The sequence below is a fragment of the Actinoplanes aureus genome (genome assembly GCF_015704865.1).
In the GTDB taxonomy this organism is placed as follows: domain Bacteria; phylum Actinomycetota; class Actinomycetes; order Mycobacteriales; family Micromonosporaceae; genus Actinoplanes; species Actinoplanes aureus.
Map to the genome: position 1 here is coordinate 48,947 of NZ_JADQTO010000015.1, position 18,966 is coordinate 67,912.

The 18,966-nt window shown below is 69.8% G+C and carries 27 protein-coding genes; 14 read left to right on the forward strand and 13 right to left on the reverse strand.

What is annotated here, in order from left to right:
- Positions 1-32: 32 nt before the first annotated feature.
- The 4 genes from I4J89_RS28655 (at position 33) to I4J89_RS28670 (ending at position 3,081) form a co-directional block, all read left to right on the forward strand.
- Positions 33-407 (forward strand): VOC family protein, encoded by a 375-nt coding sequence (locus I4J89_RS28655; protein WP_196417211.1) that lies wholly within the window; start codon positions 33-35, stop codon positions 405-407.
- 88 nt (positions 408-495) lie between these two features.
- Positions 496-1,935, forward strand: a complete 1,440-nt coding sequence (locus tag I4J89_RS28660) for a pentapeptide repeat-containing protein (RefSeq protein WP_196417212.1) — start codon at positions 496-498, stop codon at positions 1,933-1,935.
- 218 nt (positions 1,936-2,153) lie between these two features.
- Positions 2,154-2,582 carry an OsmC family protein gene (locus tag I4J89_RS28665; protein WP_196417213.1) on the forward strand — a complete coding sequence of 143 codons (429 nt, stop codon included), beginning with the start codon at positions 2,154-2,156 and terminating at the stop codon, positions 2,580-2,582.
- Between the two features lie 286 nt (positions 2,583-2,868).
- Entirely contained in the window at positions 2,869-3,081 is a 213-nt protein-coding gene (locus I4J89_RS28670; protein ID WP_196417214.1) for a DUF4240 domain-containing protein, read from the forward strand.
- 172 nt (positions 3,082-3,253) lie between these two features.
- Here the strand turns inward: I4J89_RS28670 and I4J89_RS28675 are convergent, their stop codons facing one another.
- Complete coding sequence (locus I4J89_RS28675) at positions 3,254-3,604, reverse strand: hypothetical protein (RefSeq protein ID WP_196417215.1); 351 nt, start codon at positions 3,602-3,604, stop codon at positions 3,254-3,256.
- Between the two features lie 34 nt (positions 3,605-3,638).
- Between I4J89_RS28675 and I4J89_RS28680 the strand changes: the two genes are divergently transcribed.
- Both I4J89_RS28680 and I4J89_RS28685 read left to right on the forward strand, forming a co-directional pair.
- Positions 3,639-4,151 (forward strand): GNAT family N-acetyltransferase, encoded by a 513-nt coding sequence (locus I4J89_RS28680; protein WP_196417216.1) that lies wholly within the window; start codon positions 3,639-3,641, stop codon positions 4,149-4,151.
- A 136-nt stretch (positions 4,152-4,287) separates the two neighbouring features.
- Positions 4,288-4,767, forward strand: a complete 480-nt coding sequence (locus I4J89_RS28685) for an SRPBCC family protein (RefSeq protein ID WP_230859769.1) — start codon at positions 4,288-4,290, stop codon at positions 4,765-4,767.
- A 366-nt stretch (positions 4,768-5,133) separates the two neighbouring features.
- On the opposite strand, the gene I4J89_RS28690 is transcribed toward I4J89_RS28685, so the two are convergent.
- The 3 genes from I4J89_RS28690 to I4J89_RS28700 are packed head-to-tail and all read right to left on the reverse strand — an operon-like array spanning position 5,134 to position 7,699.
- Positions 5,134-6,267, reverse strand: coding sequence for a hypothetical protein (locus tag I4J89_RS28690; protein ID WP_196417217.1), 1,134 nt, complete (start codon positions 6,265-6,267; stop codon positions 5,134-5,136).
- A complete protein-coding gene (locus I4J89_RS28695; RefSeq protein WP_196417218.1) occupies positions 6,264-6,770 on the reverse strand; it encodes a SigE family RNA polymerase sigma factor in 507 nt (168 codons plus the stop codon). The genes I4J89_RS28690 and I4J89_RS28695 overlap by 4 nt, the downstream gene beginning before the upstream one ends.
- A 53-nt stretch (positions 6,771-6,823) precedes the next feature.
- Positions 6,824-7,699, reverse strand: coding sequence for an alpha/beta fold hydrolase (locus I4J89_RS28700; RefSeq protein WP_230859770.1), 876 nt, complete (start codon positions 7,697-7,699; stop codon positions 6,824-6,826).
- A gap of 51 nt (positions 7,700-7,750) precedes the next feature.
- Between I4J89_RS28700 and I4J89_RS28705 the strand changes: the two genes are divergently transcribed.
- From I4J89_RS28705 to I4J89_RS28715, 3 genes are all read left to right on the forward strand, one after another.
- A complete protein-coding gene (locus tag I4J89_RS28705; RefSeq protein WP_196417219.1) occupies positions 7,751-8,149 on the forward strand; it encodes a VOC family protein in 399 nt (132 codons plus the stop codon).
- A gap of 68 nt (positions 8,150-8,217) precedes the next feature.
- Positions 8,218-9,636, forward strand: a complete 1,419-nt coding sequence (locus tag I4J89_RS28710) for a D-alanyl-D-alanine carboxypeptidase family protein (RefSeq protein ID WP_196417220.1) — start codon at positions 8,218-8,220, stop codon at positions 9,634-9,636.
- 134 nt (positions 9,637-9,770) lie between these two features.
- On the forward strand, positions 9,771-11,225 hold the full coding sequence (locus I4J89_RS28715; protein WP_230859771.1) for a sulfatase family protein: 1,455 nt from the start codon (positions 9,771-9,773) through the stop codon (positions 11,223-11,225).
- A gap of 141 nt (positions 11,226-11,366) precedes the next feature.
- On the opposite strand, the gene I4J89_RS28720 is transcribed toward I4J89_RS28715, so the two are convergent.
- The 6 genes from I4J89_RS28720 to I4J89_RS28740 all read right to left on the reverse strand — a co-directional run bounded on the left by I4J89_RS28720 (position 11,367) and on the right by I4J89_RS28740 (position 14,788).
- A complete protein-coding gene (locus tag I4J89_RS28720) occupies positions 11,367-11,711 on the reverse strand; it encodes a GNAT family N-acetyltransferase (RefSeq protein WP_230859772.1) in 345 nt (114 codons plus the stop codon).
- A 10-nt stretch (positions 11,712-11,721) separates the two neighbouring features.
- Positions 11,722-11,889 carry a hypothetical protein gene (locus I4J89_RS49950; RefSeq protein ID WP_230859773.1) on the reverse strand — a complete coding sequence of 56 codons (168 nt, stop codon included), beginning with the start codon at positions 11,887-11,889 and terminating at the stop codon, positions 11,722-11,724.
- Positions 11,890-11,929: 40 nt separating this feature from the next.
- Complete coding sequence (locus I4J89_RS28725; RefSeq protein ID WP_196417222.1) at positions 11,930-12,133, reverse strand: hypothetical protein; 204 nt, start codon at positions 12,131-12,133, stop codon at positions 11,930-11,932.
- 65 nt (positions 12,134-12,198) lie between these two features.
- A complete protein-coding gene (locus tag I4J89_RS28730; RefSeq protein WP_196417223.1) occupies positions 12,199-12,768 on the reverse strand; it encodes a GerMN domain-containing protein in 570 nt (189 codons plus the stop codon).
- Positions 12,765-14,108, reverse strand: a complete 1,344-nt coding sequence (locus I4J89_RS28735) for a sensor histidine kinase (protein ID WP_196417224.1) — start codon at positions 14,106-14,108, stop codon at positions 12,765-12,767. The genes I4J89_RS28730 and I4J89_RS28735 overlap by 4 nt, the downstream gene beginning before the upstream one ends.
- Entirely contained in the window at positions 14,105-14,788 is a 684-nt protein-coding gene (locus tag I4J89_RS28740) for a response regulator transcription factor (protein ID WP_196417225.1), read from the reverse strand. Before I4J89_RS28740 ends, I4J89_RS28735 begins: the two co-directional genes overlap by 4 nt.
- A 100-nt stretch (positions 14,789-14,888) precedes the next feature.
- Here I4J89_RS28740 and I4J89_RS28745 point away from each other — a divergent pair, with 100 nt between their 5' ends.
- From I4J89_RS28745 to I4J89_RS28755, 3 genes are read left to right on the forward strand one after another with little or no spacing between them, the layout of a single operon-like run.
- A complete protein-coding gene (locus tag I4J89_RS28745) occupies positions 14,889-15,164 on the forward strand; it encodes a GlsB/YeaQ/YmgE family stress response membrane protein (RefSeq protein ID WP_196417226.1) in 276 nt (91 codons plus the stop codon).
- On the forward strand, positions 15,161-15,556 hold the full coding sequence (locus tag I4J89_RS28750; protein WP_196417227.1) for an STAS domain-containing protein: 396 nt from the start codon (positions 15,161-15,163) through the stop codon (positions 15,554-15,556). Before I4J89_RS28745 ends, I4J89_RS28750 begins: the two co-directional genes overlap by 4 nt.
- Positions 15,557-15,565: 9 nt before the next feature.
- Complete coding sequence (locus tag I4J89_RS28755; RefSeq protein ID WP_373688169.1) at positions 15,566-16,015, forward strand: response regulator; 450 nt, start codon at positions 15,566-15,568, stop codon at positions 16,013-16,015.
- On the opposite strand, the gene I4J89_RS28760 is transcribed toward I4J89_RS28755, so the two are convergent.
- Genes I4J89_RS28760 through I4J89_RS28770 form a run of 3 tightly spaced genes read right to left on the reverse strand, consistent with a single transcriptional unit; the run spans position 15,995 to position 17,854 of the window.
- Positions 15,995-16,510, reverse strand: coding sequence for a MarR family winged helix-turn-helix transcriptional regulator (locus tag I4J89_RS28760; RefSeq protein WP_196417229.1), 516 nt, complete (start codon positions 16,508-16,510; stop codon positions 15,995-15,997). The genes I4J89_RS28755 and I4J89_RS28760 overlap by 21 nt on opposite strands.
- A gap of 28 nt (positions 16,511-16,538) precedes the next feature.
- The gene (locus I4J89_RS28765) at positions 16,539-16,952 is read right to left on the reverse strand and encodes a response regulator (protein ID WP_196417230.1); all 414 of its coding nucleotides are present in this window, start codon (positions 16,950-16,952) and stop codon (positions 16,539-16,541) included.
- Positions 16,949-17,854, reverse strand: a complete 906-nt coding sequence (locus I4J89_RS28770; protein WP_196417231.1) for an AraC family transcriptional regulator — start codon at positions 17,852-17,854, stop codon at positions 16,949-16,951. The genes I4J89_RS28765 and I4J89_RS28770 overlap by 4 nt, the downstream gene beginning before the upstream one ends.
- Positions 17,855-17,943: 89 nt before the next feature.
- Between I4J89_RS28770 and I4J89_RS28775 the strand changes: the two genes are divergently transcribed.
- Both I4J89_RS28775 and I4J89_RS28780 read left to right on the forward strand, forming a co-directional pair.
- Positions 17,944-18,777: an NAD(P)H-binding protein gene (locus I4J89_RS28775; protein ID WP_196417232.1), complete on the forward strand. Its 834-nt coding sequence runs from the start codon at positions 17,944-17,946 to the stop codon at positions 18,775-18,777.
- Complete coding sequence (locus I4J89_RS28780) at positions 18,774-18,965, forward strand: hypothetical protein (protein ID WP_196417233.1); 192 nt, start codon at positions 18,774-18,776, stop codon at positions 18,963-18,965. Before I4J89_RS28775 ends, I4J89_RS28780 begins: the two co-directional genes overlap by 4 nt.
- The last annotated feature ends 1 nt before the right edge of the window (position 18,966 follow it).

The window sequence follows — 18,966 nt, forward strand, 5'->3', positions numbered from 1 at the left end:
AGAGTTGTTTTCAACAACTAACGGAGGCAGACATGGGACAGCCAGTGGTGCACTTCGAAGTCATCGGAGCCGACCCCGGCAGGCTCCGCGGCTACTACAACGAACTCTTCGGCTGGCAGTTCGCCACCGGCGGACCGGTGTCCGCCGAAGTCTCCGAGCCCGGCACGTACGGATTCACCGAGGGCGAGACGATCCCCGGCGGCGTGGGCGGCGGTGCCGGCTTCCAGCCACACACGGTGTTCTACGTCCAGGTGCCCGACATCGAGGCCGCCCTGACCAAGGCCGAGAGCCTGGGCGGTACGCGAGTGATGGGTCCGGCGCGCTCGCCCGGCACCGAGCTGGTCGTAGCGCACTTCACCGACCCAGAGGGCAACCTGATCGGCCTGGCAAGCCTGGGCCAGGCCTAACCGCGCGTGCTCGCTGTCAATGGAAGCCGGATCTCCGTGGATGTCGAAGTAACCCTCTCTCGCGGCCGTCCGGCCCACATCTGCGACCATGCTGCTCGTGTTCAAGCGACCAAGGATCCGCCGGCGCCGGGTGCCGGTCTCGATGGACGGCGGGCCGGCGCCAGGCCAGCAGATCAGCCACGCCAGGACAGAGCCAGGAGGCAGCGGGTACGGCCCTCTCCGGCCCAACTTCCTGTCGAACACCGGGATTCTGCTGGCAAGCTTCGGGGTGGCCGTCCTCGGCATCGCCGCCTTCGCTTTCATGTGGATCATCGCGAATGGCGCCGCCAGCGCGGAACGGCCCTCCCTGCACATCTCCGCCGTCAAGTACGGCCTCGGATGCTTCGCCGCCGCTGCCGCCGTGGCCGCTCTTCTCCTGAACTTCCGCCGCCAACTGGTCACGGAGCATGCGCATGATCTCGAACTGCGAAAGCAGTCCCATGTCGAGGCCGACGCGGCAGAGCGGCGGGTGACGGAACTCTACGTGAAAGCGGTCGAGCAACTGGGTCACGCCGATGGCGTGGTCCGTCTCGGCGGACTGTATGCCCTGGAACGGGTAGCCCAGAAAAACGTCGACCAGCGCCAGACCGTTGTCGATGTCCTCTGCGGGTACCTTCGCATGCCCTACCAGCCGCCTGCTTCGCGCTATTCGTCGGACGAGGAGAAGCAGCTGCCGGCCAAGACGTCTGCCGACCCCGCCGACGAGGCCACAACGGACGACGGCCGGGACGAGCACCAAGAGCTTCAAGTACGCGTGACTGCCCAGAGAATCCTGCGAGACCACCTTCGGGTACCGGAGGGGGCCGATGTCGACGACCTGATCCGGCGGGGCGGGTCGCCTGATCGCGCCTTCTGGCCGGGCATCGACGTCGATCTGAGCGAGGCCACCCTCCTGGGCTTCGACTTCCGCAGGTGTGTCGTGCGCGTGGCCAAGTTCGGGCGCGCGTCGTTCTACGGCTCGGTCGGCTTCGGTGAAGCGACCTTCCTGGAGGACGTCCAATTCGGCAGCGCCGAGTTCCTGGGCGACGCGTACTTCAGCGGCGCCACCTTCCGCAAGGACGCCTACTTCGGCAGGGCGAGCTTTCACAGGTCGGCGACCTTCGGCGAGGTGCGGTTCCTCGCGAACGCGATGTTCGGAGGGGTTCGCTTCGCCGGAGATGCGATGTTCCATTCGTCGGTGTTCACCGCAGCCGCCTGGTTCACGCGGGCGGCCTTCGGCGACTTCACCGTTTTCAGCCATGCACGATTCCTCAGCGGCTGTACCTTCACCGAATCAGCTTTTCGAGGCGACACCTACTTCGGCACGGTGACGTTCTCCGGGGACGACGTGAGTTTCGCCGAAGCGGCTTTCGACGGGGATGTCAGGTTCGACAACAGTCGTGTCGTGAACCGAAGCGACAGTCAAGACTGCTGGCCCGCCGGGTGGGACCTCGTGCCTGGCGCTGAATCTGCGAGTCTCGTCGAGCGGAAATCAGACGAGGAACTCTAACCAGAGGGCTTCCGCAGTCAGGGTCCCCCAGCGGTGATCTTGCTTGGCCGAACCTCACTGCTGTCTCAACGGCCGCCAGACAGCACCCACGTTGGGCCGGACAAGACCCTGACCACGAAGCTGTCGTTCGTGACCCGGCTGTCCGTCATCGAGGCGTCGCTCAGATGGGTATGAGGGCGTGAAGGATGCCGCGATCATGGTGGTATAGGTTCACCGGTATGGCGGACGACACCCTACGTTCGGTGACCCTGCAGCGTACGAGCCTCGGCCAGTACGAGGTGCACAACGCCCGCGGCGGCACGATAGTCGTCGGCGTCGGGGACGGCACCGACTTCACGCCGGTAGAGCTGCTGCTCGCCGCGCTCGGTAGCTGCACGGGCGCGGACGTTGACTACATCACTAGTAAGCGCGCGGAGCCGGACAGTTTTTCCGTCCAGGTCACCGGCGACAAAGTCCGTGATGAGACCGGCGGTAACCGGTTGGTCAACCTGACCGTGGAGTTGCGCGTCACGTTTCCGGAAGGTGCCGCCGGCGACGCGGCCCGGGAGGCGCTGCCGCGCGCGGCGCGGATGTCGCACGACCGGCTCTGCACAGTCTCGCGGACGGTGGCGCTCGGCACTCCGGTCGACACCCGCACCGAGCCGTAGCTCAGGGCGAGGTTCATGATCGGTGAACGATCTATCGCCGCCCCTGGACGTCCGCTCATGCCGCTGTCAGCGCGCGCCGGGCTACCGGACTCGAACCGGCTCATGCCTCCGCGGGCGAGCCCGCCTCTTGGGCAACATGACTTAACATGACGCACCCTTCCCATGTGCCTTTGCCCGGCGCGCGGGAGGACGGTAGCTGATGCCGCGGTCGGAGCGCGAGGCCGTATTGAGCGGCCCACTGTCCGCCGGCGGCGTGCAGGCCGCGACGTAAAGGCAGAATGCCGGCGTGGACAGAGATCGTTTCTGGGAGATCGTCGACGCCGCGCGTACGCGGGCGGACGATGTCGACGAGGTGCCTGCGGCGCTCGTTGAGGTGTTACGGGGCCGGCCGCTCGCCGAGTTGGTGGCCTTCCGGGAGGCGCAGGACGAGCTGTTCGAGCGGGACGCCTACCGCTGGGACCTTTGGGCCAGGGCCGGCCGGAGAGCACTTCGACTTTGAGGACGAGAAACGGATGCGTCGCCTGCTGCCTCGCTTGACCGCGGTCTTCTACGGCGAGGATCAGCGCTGAGGCTGCGTCGTACACCGCAAGGCTGCCGCCGTCGCCGCCCGCTGGCCCAGACGTTCATGCGGGTCGGCCGCGCCCGTCCGTCGAGTTCTAAGTGATCTCAATTTAGGGTGATGGCTCCAACCGTTCGCGGTCGCGGGTGAGCCGGAACCGCGTCGTTCCGCTGTGATGTGCCTGCCAGCCCGCCTCAAGTGCCTGCCGGACGACCTTCGCGACCAGAGCCGGGGCGATCGGGCTTAGTTCGAACACTTCGGACACTCGATCGGCAGGTGCGGTGATGATCGGTCCATAGTTCAGCCATGGGTCATCAAAGGTCACCACGACCTCCAATGCACCGCCGGGCTCGGGTCCGTCACGCCACAGCTTGACCTTGACATGGCCCGGACCGGCCAGCCCGACGGTCCATCGGTAGGCGATGTCCGCAACGACGATGCTCCTGATACGAGTCCGTGCCACGACGGAAGAGTAGACACCATTAGGCTCGTCGCTCGTGGATGAGCCAGCGACAGAGTCGGACGGCGTTGCGGATATCAGGATTACCAGGGACGACAGCACCGGGAGCCAACGCGTTGCGGCGGGTATCTGGGCTCGTGCCACCGCCAAGCGAGACAGCCTCCTCGTACCTGCCCCGGTCGAGAAGAAGCTGCCCGGTATCCAGCACCGGCTGTCGACCGGCGCCGGTTCTCTGCATGTCGCCCACCTGCGCGGCGAGCCTGCCGGGTTTGCGCTCGTCGTGACCCATGAATCAGTGCTCGAGCTGGTCTACCTCGCCGTCGCTCCCGAGGCATGGGGGGCCGGAATCGGTCGCAGTCTGCTTGCATATACGGAGGACCTTGCTCGTGTGACCGGAGTCGGTGGCCTCGAACTCTGGGTGATCGATGACAACAAGCGGGCCGTTCAGGTCTATGAACGGTCTGGCTGGAAGTCCACCGACGACCGCAAGATCTCGGCGGGGCGACTGGAGCGACGGCTCGTCAAGGAGTTGAGTCGGGAACTCAATTGACCCCAGGCCGGCTCGCGTCCGGCCCCGCGAACGTCAAGGTCACGTACACGGATCTGCCGCCGGGTCAGCCGTCACGGTGCGTCGCTGTGGTGACGCGTCCAGGTGTCCTGTTCTGCCGAGAGGCGGGCACCTGACGATGTGCTACGAAGAGGTCATGTCACGGACAGACAGAGCCTCCCGGGTGATCGCGGCCCCTCCCGATCGTGTCTTCGCTGCACTCGTCGATCCGGACGCTCTGATCGCATGGCTTCCGCCGGCCGGGATGAGCGCGAAGTTCGAACGATTTGATGCCCGGCCAGGTGGTTCGTACCGGATGGTGCTTACCTACGCAGACGCCTCGCCCGCCTCGGGCAAGACAACTGCGGACTCCGACATCGTTGAAGCTCGCTTCTTAGACATCGTTCCCGGTGTACGAGTGGTGCAGGCTGTCAACTTCGTCGCCGATGACCCCGACTATGCGAGCACCATGACGATGACCTGGGCAGTGACCGCAACCGATGACGGGACACGCGTAGACATCCGAGCCGACGACGTCCCCGCAGGGATTTCCGAAGAGGATCACGCGGCCGGGCTCGCGTCCTCGCTGGCAAACCTCGCGGCCCACGTCGAACGGTGAGCGCCGTCGCGTGACGAGAACCCGGGCTCGAGTTCGGTCGGTGGCGCTCGCTCATGCCGTTCCGGGCGTGCTGGCGTTCCTCGACGGTGGAAACGCAAAACGAGTGGGTGGCGTATTCCGCGTAGTAGGCGTCGTCGACGCCTAGCTGTTCTGTCCATGGACGTTGGTGACGCAGGCCATCGATGGATGTCTTGAAAATACCCTGACGTCGGAGGTCTTCATGCCCACCCGAGTCCGAACTCGGCAGGCTGCGCCGCGTTGGGACGGGGAGTGGGACCGGGCTGCGCCCGCTGTGCGGGACGGGGCCGATCCGGCGGGACGGCCGGTCACTCGTACCGAAGGGCGAGAGTGACCGGCAGCAAACCTCTACCCGCCCAGCCAGGCCAGGCCGGCTGGGGTGATCTCGGTCTTCTCGGCGACCTTCTTCAGATCGTCCAGGGTGAGACCGGCGCCCGAGCCGATCAGGGTCATCAGGCGGCCCTCGCCGAGGTCGACGACCAGGTAGATGAGGCGTTTGCCGGGCTCGTCGGTGCGGACCGGATGCCGGGCGGGGTGGCCGCCGACGGTGAACCGGTCGCCGCCGGACGGGGCGTCCGTGGTGGTGCCGACGGTTACGGACAGTTCGCCGGATTGGCTGTTGCCCTCCTTGGCCGCCTTCCGGTCGGCGTCCGTGCTCGGCTCCGGAGCGCGCCGGACCGCGTAGACGTAGCTGCGCCAGGTGTCCTGGGACGGGCCGCTCACCTCGGCTCCGGTGGTTTCCCAGCCGGGCGGGAGCCAGCGCGGGCTCACCGGGACCGGGCTGACACCCGGGTCGGGTCGCACCGATCGGGCCATGCGGAGCAGGTCGTTCTTGCTGATGTCGACCTTGAGGGCGGCGATGGTCAACGCGGTGTGGTCGTCGAGGGTCCAGTTCACCGAGGACTTCCGGTCGCCCTGGGGTGGCGTGTAGAAGCCCTGCGCGCCGTTGATGTCGACCTTCTGGCCGCTGGTGTCGATGGCCGCCGCGGCGTCGGTCGCTTCGGTGCGGATATAGAGGGACAGCTCGGTGCCGCCCCACGGGTCGCCGGCGCTCACGCTCTTCTTCCAGACCCGCATCAGGGTCGGGCCTAGGCTGTCGCCGGGCTCGCCGACGTTGAAGTGCCGGATGTGCTCGGCGAAACCGGACGGCACCCAGGTGGGCCGGTATTCCAGTTTCACCTGCGTGGGGAGGGCTGCGCCGGGTGCGGGCTGCGAGCTGGGCGTAGCGGACGCCGGGCCGGAAGCGGGCGGCGCGGCCGGTTCGGCGGTGACGGCGGGACTGTCGTCTCGCAGCGCCAGCGCGGGCACGGTCACAGCGGTCGCGACGGCTGCCGCGGTCAGGCCGGCGGCGAGCATGCCGTATCGGCGGTGCCGGTTTGCGCGGGCGGCTCGCCGTGGCAGTGCCGCCCGGATCCGGTCGGCGGGCACCGACCGGTCCGCCTGGTGCTCCTGCGCGGCGCGGATGAGATCTTCGATGGTCACGACTGCTCCCCGGTGGTCACGAGCGTGGCCGGCAGGGCGGTCTGCAAGGCTGCCAGGGCACGCATCAGATGGGTACGGACGGTGACCGTTCGACAGCCGAGAATCTCCGCTATCTGCTCGACCGGCAGGTCCTCGTAGAACCGGAGCGCGATCACCGCCCGTTGCCGGGGTGGCAGGGTGGCGATCAGCCGCATCATCGCGTCCCGGTCGTCACGCTGCGCCGTCTGGTCGGGTGCCGCCGGCATGAACCCCGCCAGGGACTCGCCGGAGAGCGGGACCGACCGAGCTTCCCGGCGCCGCCGCCAGGACAGGAACTCGTTGACGACCATGCGCTTCACATACGACTCGGGGGCGTCCATCCGGTTGATCCGCGACCAGCGGGCCTGCGCTCGCACCAGCACGTTCTGCGTGATGTCCTCGGCCAGGTGCGGGTCCCAGGTGACCACCGTGGCGTAGCGCACCAGGCTGGTGAGGCGGGCGGAAACGAACTCTTCGAACGTCACGGTAGCGAAACGCCTCCGCCAGCTTCGATTGATGACAGCCGGGCCGGGAAACTTCAGCCGGCGTCCAGAACCTCCCGCAGCTTCGCCGCGAACTCGTCGGGCTTGCCCGCGTAACCGAACTCCCCGCCGAGGAAGCCGCCATGGTGGCTGGGGAACACGGTCGCCTCCTGGCCCAGCAGCGCCGCGGTGGCATGCGCGGTCCGCGCCGTATACGTGTCACCGGTCTCCTCCCCCACCGCGATCACGATCCGGGTCGGCGCCGCGGCGAGCACGGACGGGTCGGGCCGGTAGTCGCTGACCGCCCAGGAAACCTTCGACAGCAACGGGTCCTCGCGGCCGCCGTCGTCCTCGACCGGCATGCCGAACGCCGCCGGGTCCGGGGCGGGCTGAGCGAAATACTCCTCGGTGAACTCACCCTGCCATGACGTCATCGCCATGAACGCGGCCATGCCCGCGCCCCATCCCTTCGCCTGATACGCCTCGTGGAACCCGGCCCGCGCCCGGTCGGCGCCCTCGGCGTCGGGCAACACCCCGTTCATCGGGGGCTCGTGCGCCACCAGCGTGGACACGTCACCGGGGTGGGTCGCGACCAGCTCCAGGGCGGTCACCGCGCCACCGCTGCTGGCGAACAGGTCGACCGGGCCGGCGCCGAGCACCTCGATCAGCTGATGCAGGTCGGCCGCCTGATCCTGTGGTGTGTGATCATTACGCCCGTCCTTGCGGACGCTGCGGCCCAAGCCACGTGGGTCATAGGTGACGACCGTCCGGTCGGTGAAGTGGCTGGCGAGCGCGGTGAAGCCCTCCGCGGTCATCGGCTGGCCGATCAGGAGCAGCACCGGCCGCCCGCCGGACGGGGGCAGCGGGCCGCGGACGTCGTAGACCAGATCGACGCCGGGCAGGGCGAGAGTGTGGGTCTGAATCGTCGTCATGCCCGTGACCTTACGACCGGGGTCTGACACTTTGTGGCCTACGATCAGCCGATGACCGTGCTCGCGCAGATCTCCCTCGGTGTCGGCGACCCGGAACGAGCAGGGGCCTTCTGGATCGAGGCGCTGGGCTACGTGCGGCGCCCGCCCCGGTGGGACGGCGACGACTGGATCGTGATCGAGCCACCCCCGGGAGTGTCCGGGGCGGCCATCGCGATGGACACCAGCGAAAGCCCTGCTCAGGAGCTCCCCCGGGTGCACCTGGACCTGGAGACCGACGGCCGTGATCTCGACGCCGAGGTGGACCGGCTGGTGCGACTCGGCGCGCGGCGGGTCGATTGGCCGCACTACCCGGAGGCGGGTGAGCGGCATCCGGGGGAGCTTCCGTACGTGGTGCTCGCCGACCCCGAGGGCAACCGATTCTGCGTAGCGGGGAAGAAACCGGGTGACTGAATCGGGTTGACCCCTCCGGCAATACTGGCTCGGACGCCCGGGTGGTCCGGGCCGGAGGGAGCGGGTCGATGACGCAGGCGCCAAGGCCGGAGGACCAGGCCAAGCCTGCGACAACACCGTCCACCACCCCCAGTCCGGCCGTCGGCTCGGCCAAAGTGCCGCCCACTCCGCCGGACAGCAAGGCAGGCGGCACGCTCTACGGCAGCCCGGCGAGCAGCCCGCCGAACGACGCCGGCCGCGAAGGCGTACCGAAGAAGTCCCCGCCGGAGAAGGCAAAGCGCAAGCGTCGCGTCCTCCCCGCCCTCCTGATCGCGCTGGCCGCGTTGCTCGCCCTGACCGGCGCCGGCGCCGCGGCCCAGCTCACCCGCGACCTGCCGGAGGCCACCCTCACCACCTCGATCGACACGACCCAGCGCATCCCCGGGGAAACGCCGGACCTGCCCTGGCCGGCCGACGGCACCGCCGAGCTGATGATCGAAGGCCTGGGCCGGCTGGGCGGCTCCGGCGAGGGTCCCGCCGAGCCGATCGGCAGCGTCGCGAAGGTGATGACCGCCTACGTGATCCTCCAGGAGCATCCGCTCAGCGGGAACCAGGAAGGCCCATCACTCACCGTCACCGCGGCCGATGTCGCCGACTACCGATCGCGGATCGCGACCAACCAGTCCCTGGTACCCGTCCGTGAGGGCACCAAGCTCACCGAACGTGACGCCCTGGAAGCCCTGATGCTGCCGTCGGCCAACAACGTCGCACACCAGCTCGCCATCTGGGACGCCGGCAGCGAGAGCGCCTTCGTGGCGAAGATGAACGCCGCCGCGGACGAGCTGGGCATGTCCGACACCGAGTACACCGACCCGAGCGGCTTTCTCCCCACCACCATCAGCACCGCCGCTGACCAGGTCATCCTCGGCCGGGCCGCGGTCAAGAACCCGGTCTTCGCCGAGATCGTCGAGCTGGAGCAGGCGACCATCCCGGTGGCCGGGCAGATCAGCAACTACAACGATCTGCTCGGTGAGGCGGGCGTCTTCGGCATCAAGACCGGCTCCACCGACGAGGCCGGCGGCAATCTGCTGTTCGCCTCCCGGGTCAAGGTCGGCAGCCGCACCCTGATCCTGGTCGGGGCGGTGTTCAACCAGCCCGGCGCGAACACGCCGGAGCAGCTGGACAACGTCAACCGGGTGGTCCGCAAGCTGCTCACTACGGTGCGTAAGGTCGTCAAGGAGTACGAGTTACTCGCCGCGACGCCGGCCGGCGAGCTGGAGACCGCCTGGGGCGCCACCGCGACGGTCACCCCGGCCGACCCGCTGAAGGTGATCGGCTGGCCCGGCCTGGAGGTGCCGATCAAGATCAAGGACACCGGGTCCGGCGATGCGGTCACCGCCGGCGAGGTGGTGGGCACGGCCGAGGCATCCGGGGTACGGGTACAGCTGCGCGCCGACGCCACGGTGGCCGAGCCGTCGCTCTGGTGGCGGCTGACCCGCCGGATCTGACCGCTGTCCGCAGGGGATCCTCGGCGAGGTCAGCCCGGCGACGGCACGGCGCCCGCTAGCCTGCCGATGGTCATCTCATTCGGACGGAGCCACCGCACCAGATGTCGTCGCGCCCTCGCCGTACCCTGATCATCTTGCTCGTCGCGGCGCTGCTGACGGCCGCCTGCCGGCCGGAACGTGAGATCGCCACCTCGCCGCCGGCAGCGGTCCGGCCGAACATCGTGTTCGTGCTGGTCGACGACCTGTCGAAGAACCTGGTGCGGTACATGCCGAACGTGCTCGCCCTCCAGCGGGACGGCACCACGTTCACGAATTACACGGTCACCGACTCGCTGTGCTGCCCGTCGCGGGCCTCCATGCTGACGGGGCGGTACCCGCACAACACCGGGATCGTCAAGAACCACGGTTCGGACGGGGGCTTCCGCCTCTTTCACCGCCGCGGCCAGGAGAGGTCGACCTTCGCCACCGACCTGCAGGCGGCCGGGTACCGGACCGCGTTCCTCGGTAAATACCTCAACGAGTACGAGCCCAGGAAGACGGTCGTCGCCGGCAAACCGTACGTGCCGCCGGGCTGGGACCAGTGGTTCGCCGGCGGCAACGACTATGCCAACGTCAACTACACGCTCAACGAGAACGGGAGACTGCGCTGGTACGGGACGCGGCCGCAGGACTACCTCACCGACGTGCTCTCCGCGAAAGCGCGGAAGTTCATCACCAGTACGGCCGCCGAGGGCAAGCCGTTCCTGGTCGAGGTGTCGACGTACGCGCCGCATCGGCCGTATCGACCGGCTCCGCGGGACGCCGCCTCGTTCCCGGGCCTGACCGCGCCGCGCACCGCCGCGTTCGGAAGGGTGCCGGTCAACGCCCCGAAGTGGCTGGCCAGGCATTCGCCGCTCACGTCGGCACAGCTGAGGCACATCGACTACAACTTCCGCCGGCGGGTCCAGTCGGTGCAGGCCGTCGACCGCATGATCGGCGACCTGCGGGCGACCCTGACGAAGGCCGGGATCGCCGGCCGCACCCTGGTGGTCTTCAGTTCGGACAACGGCTACCACATGGGCGAGTACCGGCTGGCTCCCGGCAAGCAGACCGCCTTCGACCTTGATGTCAACGTGCCGCTGGTCGCCGCCGGTGCCGGGGTGAAGGTTGGCCAGGTCATCAGCGCGGTGGTGGAGAACGTCGACCTGCGGCCGACCTTCGCCGACCTGGCCGGGACCACGGTGCCGGCGCACGTGGACGGCCGCAGCATCCGGCCGCTGCTGGCCGGCGGGATCCCCGCCCTGTGGCGTAGGGCGGCGCTGATCGAACACAGCGACCCTGCCACCGATCCCGCGGACCCGGACTACACCAGGTTCACCGAGAACATCCCACCCGCGTACGAGGCGCTGCGGACGTCCTCGTTCACCTATGTCGAGTATGTGGACGGCGGGCGGGAGTACTACGACCGCCGCTCGGATCCTCACCAGATGCTCAACCTGGTGGCGAAGCTCGCCCCTGGGCGCCTGTCCGAACTGAGCGCCGCCCTGCATGGCCTGGCGACTTGCGAGGGTGCGAGCACCTGCTGGCCGGCCGCCCGCGCGGTCAGCTGACCGGGGACGTCCGGCGTCCCGATCTGCAGACCGGGACGTTCGGAACGGCGTTTTCTCGGCCCAACGTGAGTGTTGTCTTGAGGCCGTTGAGACAGCGCCCACGTTGGGCCGGACAAGACCCTGACCACGAAGGCCACGCGATCAGCCGAACGGGTCGTCCCGGAGCCGGCTGTACATCTGACCGTCCCGCCACTGACCGGCCCGGAACTCGCAGGAACGGATCACGCCTTCCAGCTGAAATCCGGCCTTCACCAGGGACTTCTGCTCGGCGACGTTCTCCGCGTGGGTGCCCGCCTGGATGCGCTGGACCGGGGTGTGGGTGAAGAGGTAGTCGCACAGCATGGCTTGCGCCTGCCACCCGATGCCGCGCCCGCGCCACTGCGGCAGTAGGGCGATCCCGATCTCCCAAAACCGAGCGCCCGCGCCGTACGAGCCGGCGGTGAAGCTCACGTACCCGGCGGCGTTCTGCTCATCGACCTCGACCATGAGCCGCCCCTCATCCGGGCCGAGGAAGCCGTCCGTGGCGAACTGCCGGGCCGGCGCCCTGTGCGTCGCGAAAGCCCGTCCAGTCCAAACCGATCAGGTGCGGCTCGGTGGCGAAGCGCTGGAACATCGGAAGATCGTCTTCGGTGACCGGCCGCAGCCGGATCGACAGTTCTGCCATGCCACCACACAACAACCGTCGTGCAAGGGAACGACGGTTGTCAGCGCGGCGCCGACTTGGTGCAACCGGCGAGGCGCACCTTGGCCACCTGCCGGCCGATCGCGTACGCGGTGATGAGCGCTCCGTCGACCGCCACCAGCACCGCCGCGGTGGTCGACCCCCGCGCCATCTCGAACACGGAGACGGAGGCGAAGATCAGGGCGATGACGAGCACCGGCCGGACCACGCGAAGCAGAGTTTCCATATCCGGAAGCTGCATGATCGATGACTCGACTGGTCCGCGATGACATGACAAAACCATGACGGCCGTCACCCGGGTCCGATGAGCGAGCGGTAGTCGGCCACCCGCAGAGGGCTGCTCGACAACGTGCCGTCGCCGCGCGGCACCTGCAACGGCCGGCCGGCACGGACGAAGGCCACGGTGGCGATGTCGGTGCGTGCGGTCAGCGTGCACACTATCTGGCCGTAGGCGAGCACCTCGTCGCTGCGTGCCGCGCCCTCCCCCGCCGCACCGACCTCGACGGTCGCGGTGGTCGCGCCTGGCGGCAGGGTGACCGTCAGAGCGGTGGCGGCCAGCGCGGTGGTCAGCCCCTGCGCCTGTTCGGCGGCGGTGGGACCGGCCACCAACTGGTCGAGTTGCCGTTGCGGGTCGGTCACGCTGTCGACACGCCGGACGGTCTGCGTGAGCCGGTTGTCCCGCACCAGGCAGAGGACCTGCGCCGCCTCCCCGCCCGCTGCCGCGCTGGCGACCGGCGAGGCGGTGCCCAGCGGAGGGCGGGGCAGGGTGACCGGGTGCGGCTCGTCCTGCGCCGGCACACCACACCCGGCCAGCAGGAGCAGGGCCGTGGCGAGCGCCGCGCGGGCGCGTACAGCGATCATGTTCTTGGCCCGGGAAGATCGATGCGGAATCGCGCGCCACCGCCGGGACGCTCGCCCACGGTCGCGTTGCCGCCGTGCGCGGCGGCATGCTCGGCCACGATGGCCAGGCCGAGGCCGGTGCCGTCACCGTCACCGCGGGCATGGGACGCCGGGCCACGGACGAAGCGGTCGAAGATGCCCGCCCGGTCCGCCACGCCGACGCCGGGCCCGGCGTCGTCCACCTCCAGGAAGCCGGCACCGACCCGGACCGCGACCGGACCGCCGCCGTAACGGACCGCGTTGTCGATCAGGTTACCGAGGGCCTGCTCGACCCGGCGCCGGTCCACCGGCCAGGCCGGCGGCGTGCCGGGTACCACCTCGACCAGGTCGCCGGGCAGGTCGCGGGACCGGCACACCCGGCGAGCCAGCTCGGCCAGGTCCACCGATTCGCGCAGCACCGGCTGGTCGCGGCGGGACAGTTCGAGCAGGTCGTTGACCAGCTGCTGGAAGCGGGCCACCTCGGCGGTGAGCAGCGTGATCGCGGCGGCGCCGCGTTCGTCGAGCTCGTCGCGGCGTTTGTGGATCACGCTGGCGGCGGCCTCGAGGGTCTGCAGCGGTGACCGCAGCTCATGGCTGACGTCGGCGGCGAACCTGCGGTCGCGTTCCACCCGGCGGGCCAGCTGGTCGGCCATGTCGTTGAAGGCGACCGACAACGCCGCCAGGTCGGGTTCGGTGTGCGGGTCGAGGCGCGTGGTGAGGTCGCCGCCGGCGATGCCGCGGGCCGCGCCGGCTACCGCGGTCAGCGGCCGCAGCGCGTGCCGGGTCACGTACCAGCCGAGGGCCGCGCCTGCGGCGGCGACCATGATCGCGACGGCGGTGAGCACCAGGGCCAGGGTCTGGAGCGTACGCTGCAGCTCTCTCAGCGAGATGATCTCGTAGAAGACCGCGGAGCCGGACAGCGGAACACCGACGATCAGCGCCGCGCGGCCGTCCCGCCGGATGCGCTGCGCCCCGGCCTCGCCGCGCGCCGTCATCTCCCGCAGCGCGGTGGGTACGGCGGTGCCGGCGGCCAGGTCCGCGCTGCGGGAGTGCCACCGGCCGTCGAGGTACAGCAGCACGTACCGGTCGGAGCCGGTGTCCAGCGAGCGGAGCACCTCCAGCACGTCCGGGTCGGTCCCGGTGATGCCGGCGCCGACGACCGCCGCGTCGTAGTAGGTGGCTCGCACGGCGGTGCCTTCGCGCTCGGCGAGCAGAGTGTTGCGGGTCGACTCGTACGACACCAGGCTCACGCACGCCGACAGCAGCAACGCCCCGACGGCGAAGGCGGCACTCACCCGGGCCCGCAGCCCCATCACCTTCATGGCAGCAGCTTGTATCCCAGGCCACGCACGGTCACCAGATGCCGCGGGCTCCCGGTCTCCCGCTCGATCTTCTGGCGCAGCCGGCCGACGTGCACGTCGACCACCCGTTCGTCGCCGAACTCGTGGCCCCACACGCGCTGCAGCAGCTGCTGGCGGGAGAGGACCAGCCCGGGATGGTCGGCCAGTTCGCAGAGCAGCCGGAACTCGGTACGGGTGACCGCCACCGGCTCGCCGCGCACCCGTACCTCTCCGGCCTCCGGGCGAACCTCCAGGTCACCGAAGGTCAGCACCGAGGTGGCCGGCGCCGGTTGCTGGAGTGTCCGGGCCCGGCGCCGCAGGGCCCGCAGCCGGGCCGCCAGTTCCTTGACCGCGACCGGCTTGACGACATAGTCGTCGGCGCCCGCCTCCAGCGCCGCCACGATGTCGTGGGTGTCGTCGCGGGCGCTCACCACGACGATCGGCACGTCGTCGGTGCGGCGCATCCGCCGGATGCACTCGTAGCCGTCCATGCCGGGCAGCATCAGGTCGATGAGCACGGTGTCCGCGGGCCGGCGGCGCTGTTCAGCCAGGCCTTCCTCGGCGGTGGCCGCGGTGTACGCGGTGTACCCCTCGTCCTCGAGGGCCATCGCCAGCGACAGGCGGATCCGGTCGTCGTCCTCGATCAGCAGCACGGCTGTCATATCCGCATGATGCCCCGCTGACCGGCTCGGGCACGTTTTGTCACGCAACTGTCATCGGTGCGGGCCGATTTCGCAGATCAGGCCGGTCACGCTGACCCACATGACCGCGCTCAGCCTGATCATCGCGGTGACCGTGGGTGTCGTCGTCGGCGTCGCCGGCCGGACGCTGGTCCGCCGCGGCCGGACCGTGCCGCTGTGGCTGCCGATCGCCGCCGGTGTCGCCGCGGCGGTGCTGGCGACCGTCGTGGCGCGGATGGCGAACACCGCACGGCCGGGACCGACCGCGACCGAGGTGGTCCTGCAGGTCCTGTTCGCCGCGGCAGGCGTCGCCCTGGTGGCGGTGACCGCCGACCGCAGACGAGGGAGGATCCGGTGACCGCGGCCGCCCGGGACGGCGAGGACGTCGTCACCGTCGTCGAGGTCGCCGGCTTCCCGGTCCGGGTCGTCACGCTGGGTGCGGATCTCGATCGGAGCCTGGTCGGCCAGGTCCGTCCGGTACTGACCGGCGCGGGCCGCGACGTGGTGATCGACATGAGTGAGGTCGGCGTGGTCGACTCGGCCGGGCTGGGGCTGCTGGTCCGCGCGTTCCGGTCGGCCAAGCGTCGCGGGGCGTCGTTGTGCCTGGTGGCGCCCTCCCGGTTCGTGATCACCGTGCTGCACACCATGCGTCTCGACGGGCTGTTCCCGATCTATCCGGACGTGGGATCGGCGCTGCGGAGTGTTACGACACGGACGGTCACTTGCGCTGGTGCAAACATTCGACGCTAGGCTGACGTGGTGTCGACGACCCGAACCGATCCGCTGCGCATTCTCGTCGTGGACGACGACGACGCCGACGCGTTCATGATCGAGGAAGTTCTCGCCCAGGCGAGCCTGCCGGTGACCGTGCAGCGCGCCCGCGACGGCCGCGAGGCGCTCGATCTGCTGGGCCCGGACGGCGGCCTCTCCGGCGCCGAGCGACCGGACCTGATCCTGCTCGATCTGAACATGCCCCGGATGGACGGCCGGCAGACCCTCGCCGAGGTGAAGAACGATCCCGCCCTGCGAGCCATCCCGGTCATCGTGCTGACCACCTCGGGCGCACCGCCGGACGTGCTGGCCAGCTATCGCCATCACGCGAACGCGTACGTCACCAAGCCGATCGATCTCGAGGAGTTCGAGTCCGTGGTGTCGCGGATCAGCCGCTTCTTCGGCGAGACGGTCCGGCTACCCCGCCCACCCGCCTGAGGCCGAATAGACCGAGCTGGTCCAGCGCTGCCGCCACAGGTCCTGCGGCAGGTCGCCGGCGGCCTCCACGTACGCGTTGACCGTCGCGGCGAAGTCCGCCGGATCGCCGATCGTCAGCTCGCCGGCCACCTCGGCGATGGCGGCGGCACGCCGGCGCATCACCTCGCCGACCAGGTCGTGGCCGGCCGCCGTCAGCGTCACCCGGGTGGACCGGCGGTCGGCGGGATCGGAGTGCCGGGCCACCAGTCCCTTGCGGACGAGGCGGTCGCACATCCGGGTCGCGGTGGACGGTGTGACGTCGAGCTCCTGCGCCAGGTCGACCGCTCGCAGCGGCCCGCGTGACACCAGCAGGACGAGGGTGCGCAACTGCGGCAGGGTGACCTCGTCGTCCAGCGAGGCCAGCGTGCGGATCGCCAGGCCCACGAACACCCGGCTCAGGGCCAGCAGCGCGTCGACGACCTCGCCGGGATTGTCGGCTTCCGGCCGTCCCGTCATGCTGCCACTCTGGCACACCTGTCGATCGCTACGGCTCCCGCCACACCTCGAAGCCGATGCCGGACAGCGACTTGACCACGGAGGTCAGGCAGGCGAAGTCGACGGGCTTGGTCGCGTACCCCTGGACCGGCAGGCCTTCGGCCCGCAGGATCCGCTCCGCCTCCGGCGAATCGGTGAGCAGGATGACCGGGACGGCCGCGGTCGCCGGGTGGGCACGCAGGTGCCCCAGCACGGTACGCCCGTCCCGGCCGGGCAGGTTGAGGTCGAGCAGCACGACGTCGGGTGTCGTGCCGTCGAGGTACGCCAGCGCGCGCGACACGTCGTGCACGACCCGCACCCGGTTGGTCAGGCGGTGCTCGACGAACTCCTCGCGCATCAGCACGGCCTCGGCGGGATCGTCGTGGATGACCAGCAACTCGACATCCCTGGTCCCGTGAGTCATCGGACCTCCTGCCCACCGGAAAGATGCACTACTGCATGAAAGTCCGATGGTAGAGCCCGCCGCCGGCGATAGCCGGTCGGGCTCTCGCCCTGAACCCGCTTGAAGGCGGCACTGAAGCTGAACGCGTCGGCGTACCCCACCCGGCGGGCCACCGCCGCCACCGTCGCGCCCGGCTCGGCAAGCAGGTCCGCGGCGATGCCCATCCGCCACGTGGTCAGGTACGCCAGCGGCGGCTCCCCGACCACCTCGGCGAACCGTTTCGCGAGGGTGGTCCGGGAGACCGCGGCGCGGTCCGCCAGCGTGGCGAGGGTCCACGGCTCGGCCGGCGCGTCGTGCATCGCCCGCAGCACCGGGCCCACGACGTCGTCGGACAGCGCCCGGTACCAGCCCGGGGTCTCCGCCTCCGGCCGGTCGAACCACTCCCGAAGCGTGCACACGAGGATCCACTCCATGAGCCGGTCCAGGACCACCTGCCGGCCGGAACCCGAGCCGGGCTCCAGCTGTCCGAGGTAGCCGCGCAGCGGTCCGCACTCGTCGTCGGGCAGGACCAGCACCGGCGGCAGGATCCGCAGCAGCCGGCGCTGGGCGTGACCGGTGAGCGGGTAGGTGCCGGCCAGCAGAACCGTGCTGTCCGGTGCGTCGGCGGCCGGGTCAGGGCTGGGGTCCGCGACGCCGTCGGCGACGGTGAACGGGCCACGCACCACCGCGGACTCACCGAAGCGGACCGGCCGGGCCTCGTCGCCGTCGCGGAGGATCCAGACCGAGCCGCCGCTGAGCGGGACGCACAGGGTCAGCGCCGCCTTGCCGTCGAATCGCACGGCCCACGGCGGCGAGAGCACCGAACGGCCGAAGACCACTCCGTCGGCGCGTACGCCACGCAACATCTCATCGAGCGGGTCCATGCGGCAACGATAGGCACACGGACGATCGAACATGGTCACCGTACGGTCGCCCATGGCCGGTGACACACCGCGCGGGTTGACTCGTAGCCATGACGAGTAGCAACGACATCCTGGTTCTGGGCGCCACCGGCAAGACCGGCCGCCGGCTCGTACCGCGTCTGCGGGCGGCGGGCGCGACGGTACGGGCCGCTTCGCGTACCGGCGAGGTCCGCTTCGACTGGACGGCGCCGGACACCTGGCCGGACGTGCTGGCCGGCGCCGGCGCCCTGTATCTGGTCGCACCGGATGATCCGGCGCCGATCGCCGGCTTCGTCAGGCAGGCGGCCGAGGCCGGTGTGCGCCGGGTGGTCGCGTTGTCGGGCCGGGGGACCGACAAGATCGGTGACGACGTGTTCCCCGGGATGGTCGCCGGCGAACAGGCCGTCCGCGACTCCGGTCTGGCCTGGACGATCATCCGGCCGAACAACTTCAACCAGAACTTCGACGAGGATCTGTGGCACCAGCCGCTGCGGGCCGGGCGGCTCGCCCTGCCGATCGGCGACGTGCCGGAGCCGTTCATCGACGCCGACGACGTGGCCGACGTCGCCGCGGCGCTGCTCACCAGCGACGGCCACGAGGAGCGGATCTACGAACTGTCCGGTCCGCGCGGGCTGACCTTCGCCGAGGCCACGGCCACCATCGCGCGTGCCGCCGGGCGTTCGATCGAGTACGTCGAGCTGACGCCTGCCGAGTATCGGGAGGAACTACGGGCGCAGGGCTACCCGGCGGCCGCGGTCGACACGCTCGACGGCCTGTTCGCCGGGCACCGGGCCGGCATCACGGCGGAGCCGGCTGACGGCGTCCGGCAGGTCCTCGGGCGCGATCCGGTCGAGTTCACCGCGTACGCCGAACGCGCCGCACGCGCCGGCGCCTGGACCGGTTGATCCAACGCCGGACGCGCCGCGCCCGGGCGGCCGTCGCCGCCGGCGGCGAGCGGTTCCCGGATGCCGGCGTCCAGGCAAGACCGGGAATTCCGCTCATCGCGGCGGTGATGATCGAGAAGGACAAGGAACCGCTCCTCACCGGGGTTCTGGAAAGGTGCGACAAGTCTCCGGCGGAGCGGTATTGGTGAT

Coding starts and splice junctions, on each gene's coding strand:
- I4J89_RS28720 (WP_230859772.1), bottom strand. CDS start 11,711: ATGGTCGAGGTCGATGAGCAGAACGCCGCCGGGTACGTGAGCTTCACC.
- I4J89_RS28760 (WP_196417229.1), bottom strand. CDS start 16,510: ATGACGGGACGGCCGGAAGCCGACAATCCCGGCGAGGTCGTCGACGCG.
- I4J89_RS28745 (WP_196417226.1), top strand. CDS start 14,889: ATGACCGCGCTCAGCCTGATCATCGCGGTGACCGTGGGTGTCGTCGTC.
- I4J89_RS28665 (WP_196417213.1), top strand. CDS start 2,154: ATGGCGGACGACACCCTACGTTCGGTGACCCTGCAGCGTACGAGCCTC.
- I4J89_RS49950 (WP_230859773.1), bottom strand. CDS start 11,889: ATGGCAGAACTGTCGATCCGGCTGCGGCCGGTCACCGAAGACGATCTT.
- I4J89_RS28725 (WP_196417222.1), bottom strand. CDS start 12,133: ATGGAAACTCTGCTTCGCGTGGTCCGGCCGGTGCTCGTCATCGCCCTG.
- I4J89_RS28735 (WP_196417224.1), bottom strand. CDS start 14,108: ATGAAGGTGATGGGGCTGCGGGCCCGGGTGAGTGCCGCCTTCGCCGTC.
- I4J89_RS28655 (WP_196417211.1), top strand. CDS start 33: ATGGGACAGCCAGTGGTGCACTTCGAAGTCATCGGAGCCGACCCCGGC.
- I4J89_RS28700 (WP_230859770.1), bottom strand. CDS start 7,699: ATGACGACGATTCAGACCCACACTCTCGCCCTGCCCGGCGTCGATCTG.
- I4J89_RS28770 (WP_196417231.1), bottom strand. CDS start 17,854: ATGGACCCGCTCGATGAGATGTTGCGTGGCGTACGCGCCGACGGAGTG.
- I4J89_RS28740 (WP_196417225.1), bottom strand. CDS start 14,788: ATGACAGCCGTGCTGCTGATCGAGGACGACGACCGGATCCGCCTGTCG.
- I4J89_RS28710 (WP_196417220.1), top strand. CDS start 8,218: ATGACGCAGGCGCCAAGGCCGGAGGACCAGGCCAAGCCTGCGACAACA.
- I4J89_RS28660 (WP_196417212.1), top strand. CDS start 496: ATGCTGCTCGTGTTCAAGCGACCAAGGATCCGCCGGCGCCGGGTGCCG.
- I4J89_RS28685 (WP_230859769.1), top strand. CDS start 4,288: ATGTGCTACGAAGAGGTCATGTCACGGACAGACAGAGCCTCCCGGGTG.
- I4J89_RS28765 (WP_196417230.1), bottom strand. CDS start 16,952: ATGACTCACGGGACCAGGGATGTCGAGTTGCTGGTCATCCACGACGAT.
- I4J89_RS28775 (WP_196417232.1), top strand. CDS start 17,944: ATGACGAGTAGCAACGACATCCTGGTTCTGGGCGCCACCGGCAAGACC.
- I4J89_RS28730 (WP_196417223.1), bottom strand. CDS start 12,768: ATGATCGCTGTACGCGCCCGCGCGGCGCTCGCCACGGCCCTGCTCCTG.
- I4J89_RS28705 (WP_196417219.1), top strand. CDS start 7,751: ATGACCGTGCTCGCGCAGATCTCCCTCGGTGTCGGCGACCCGGAACGA.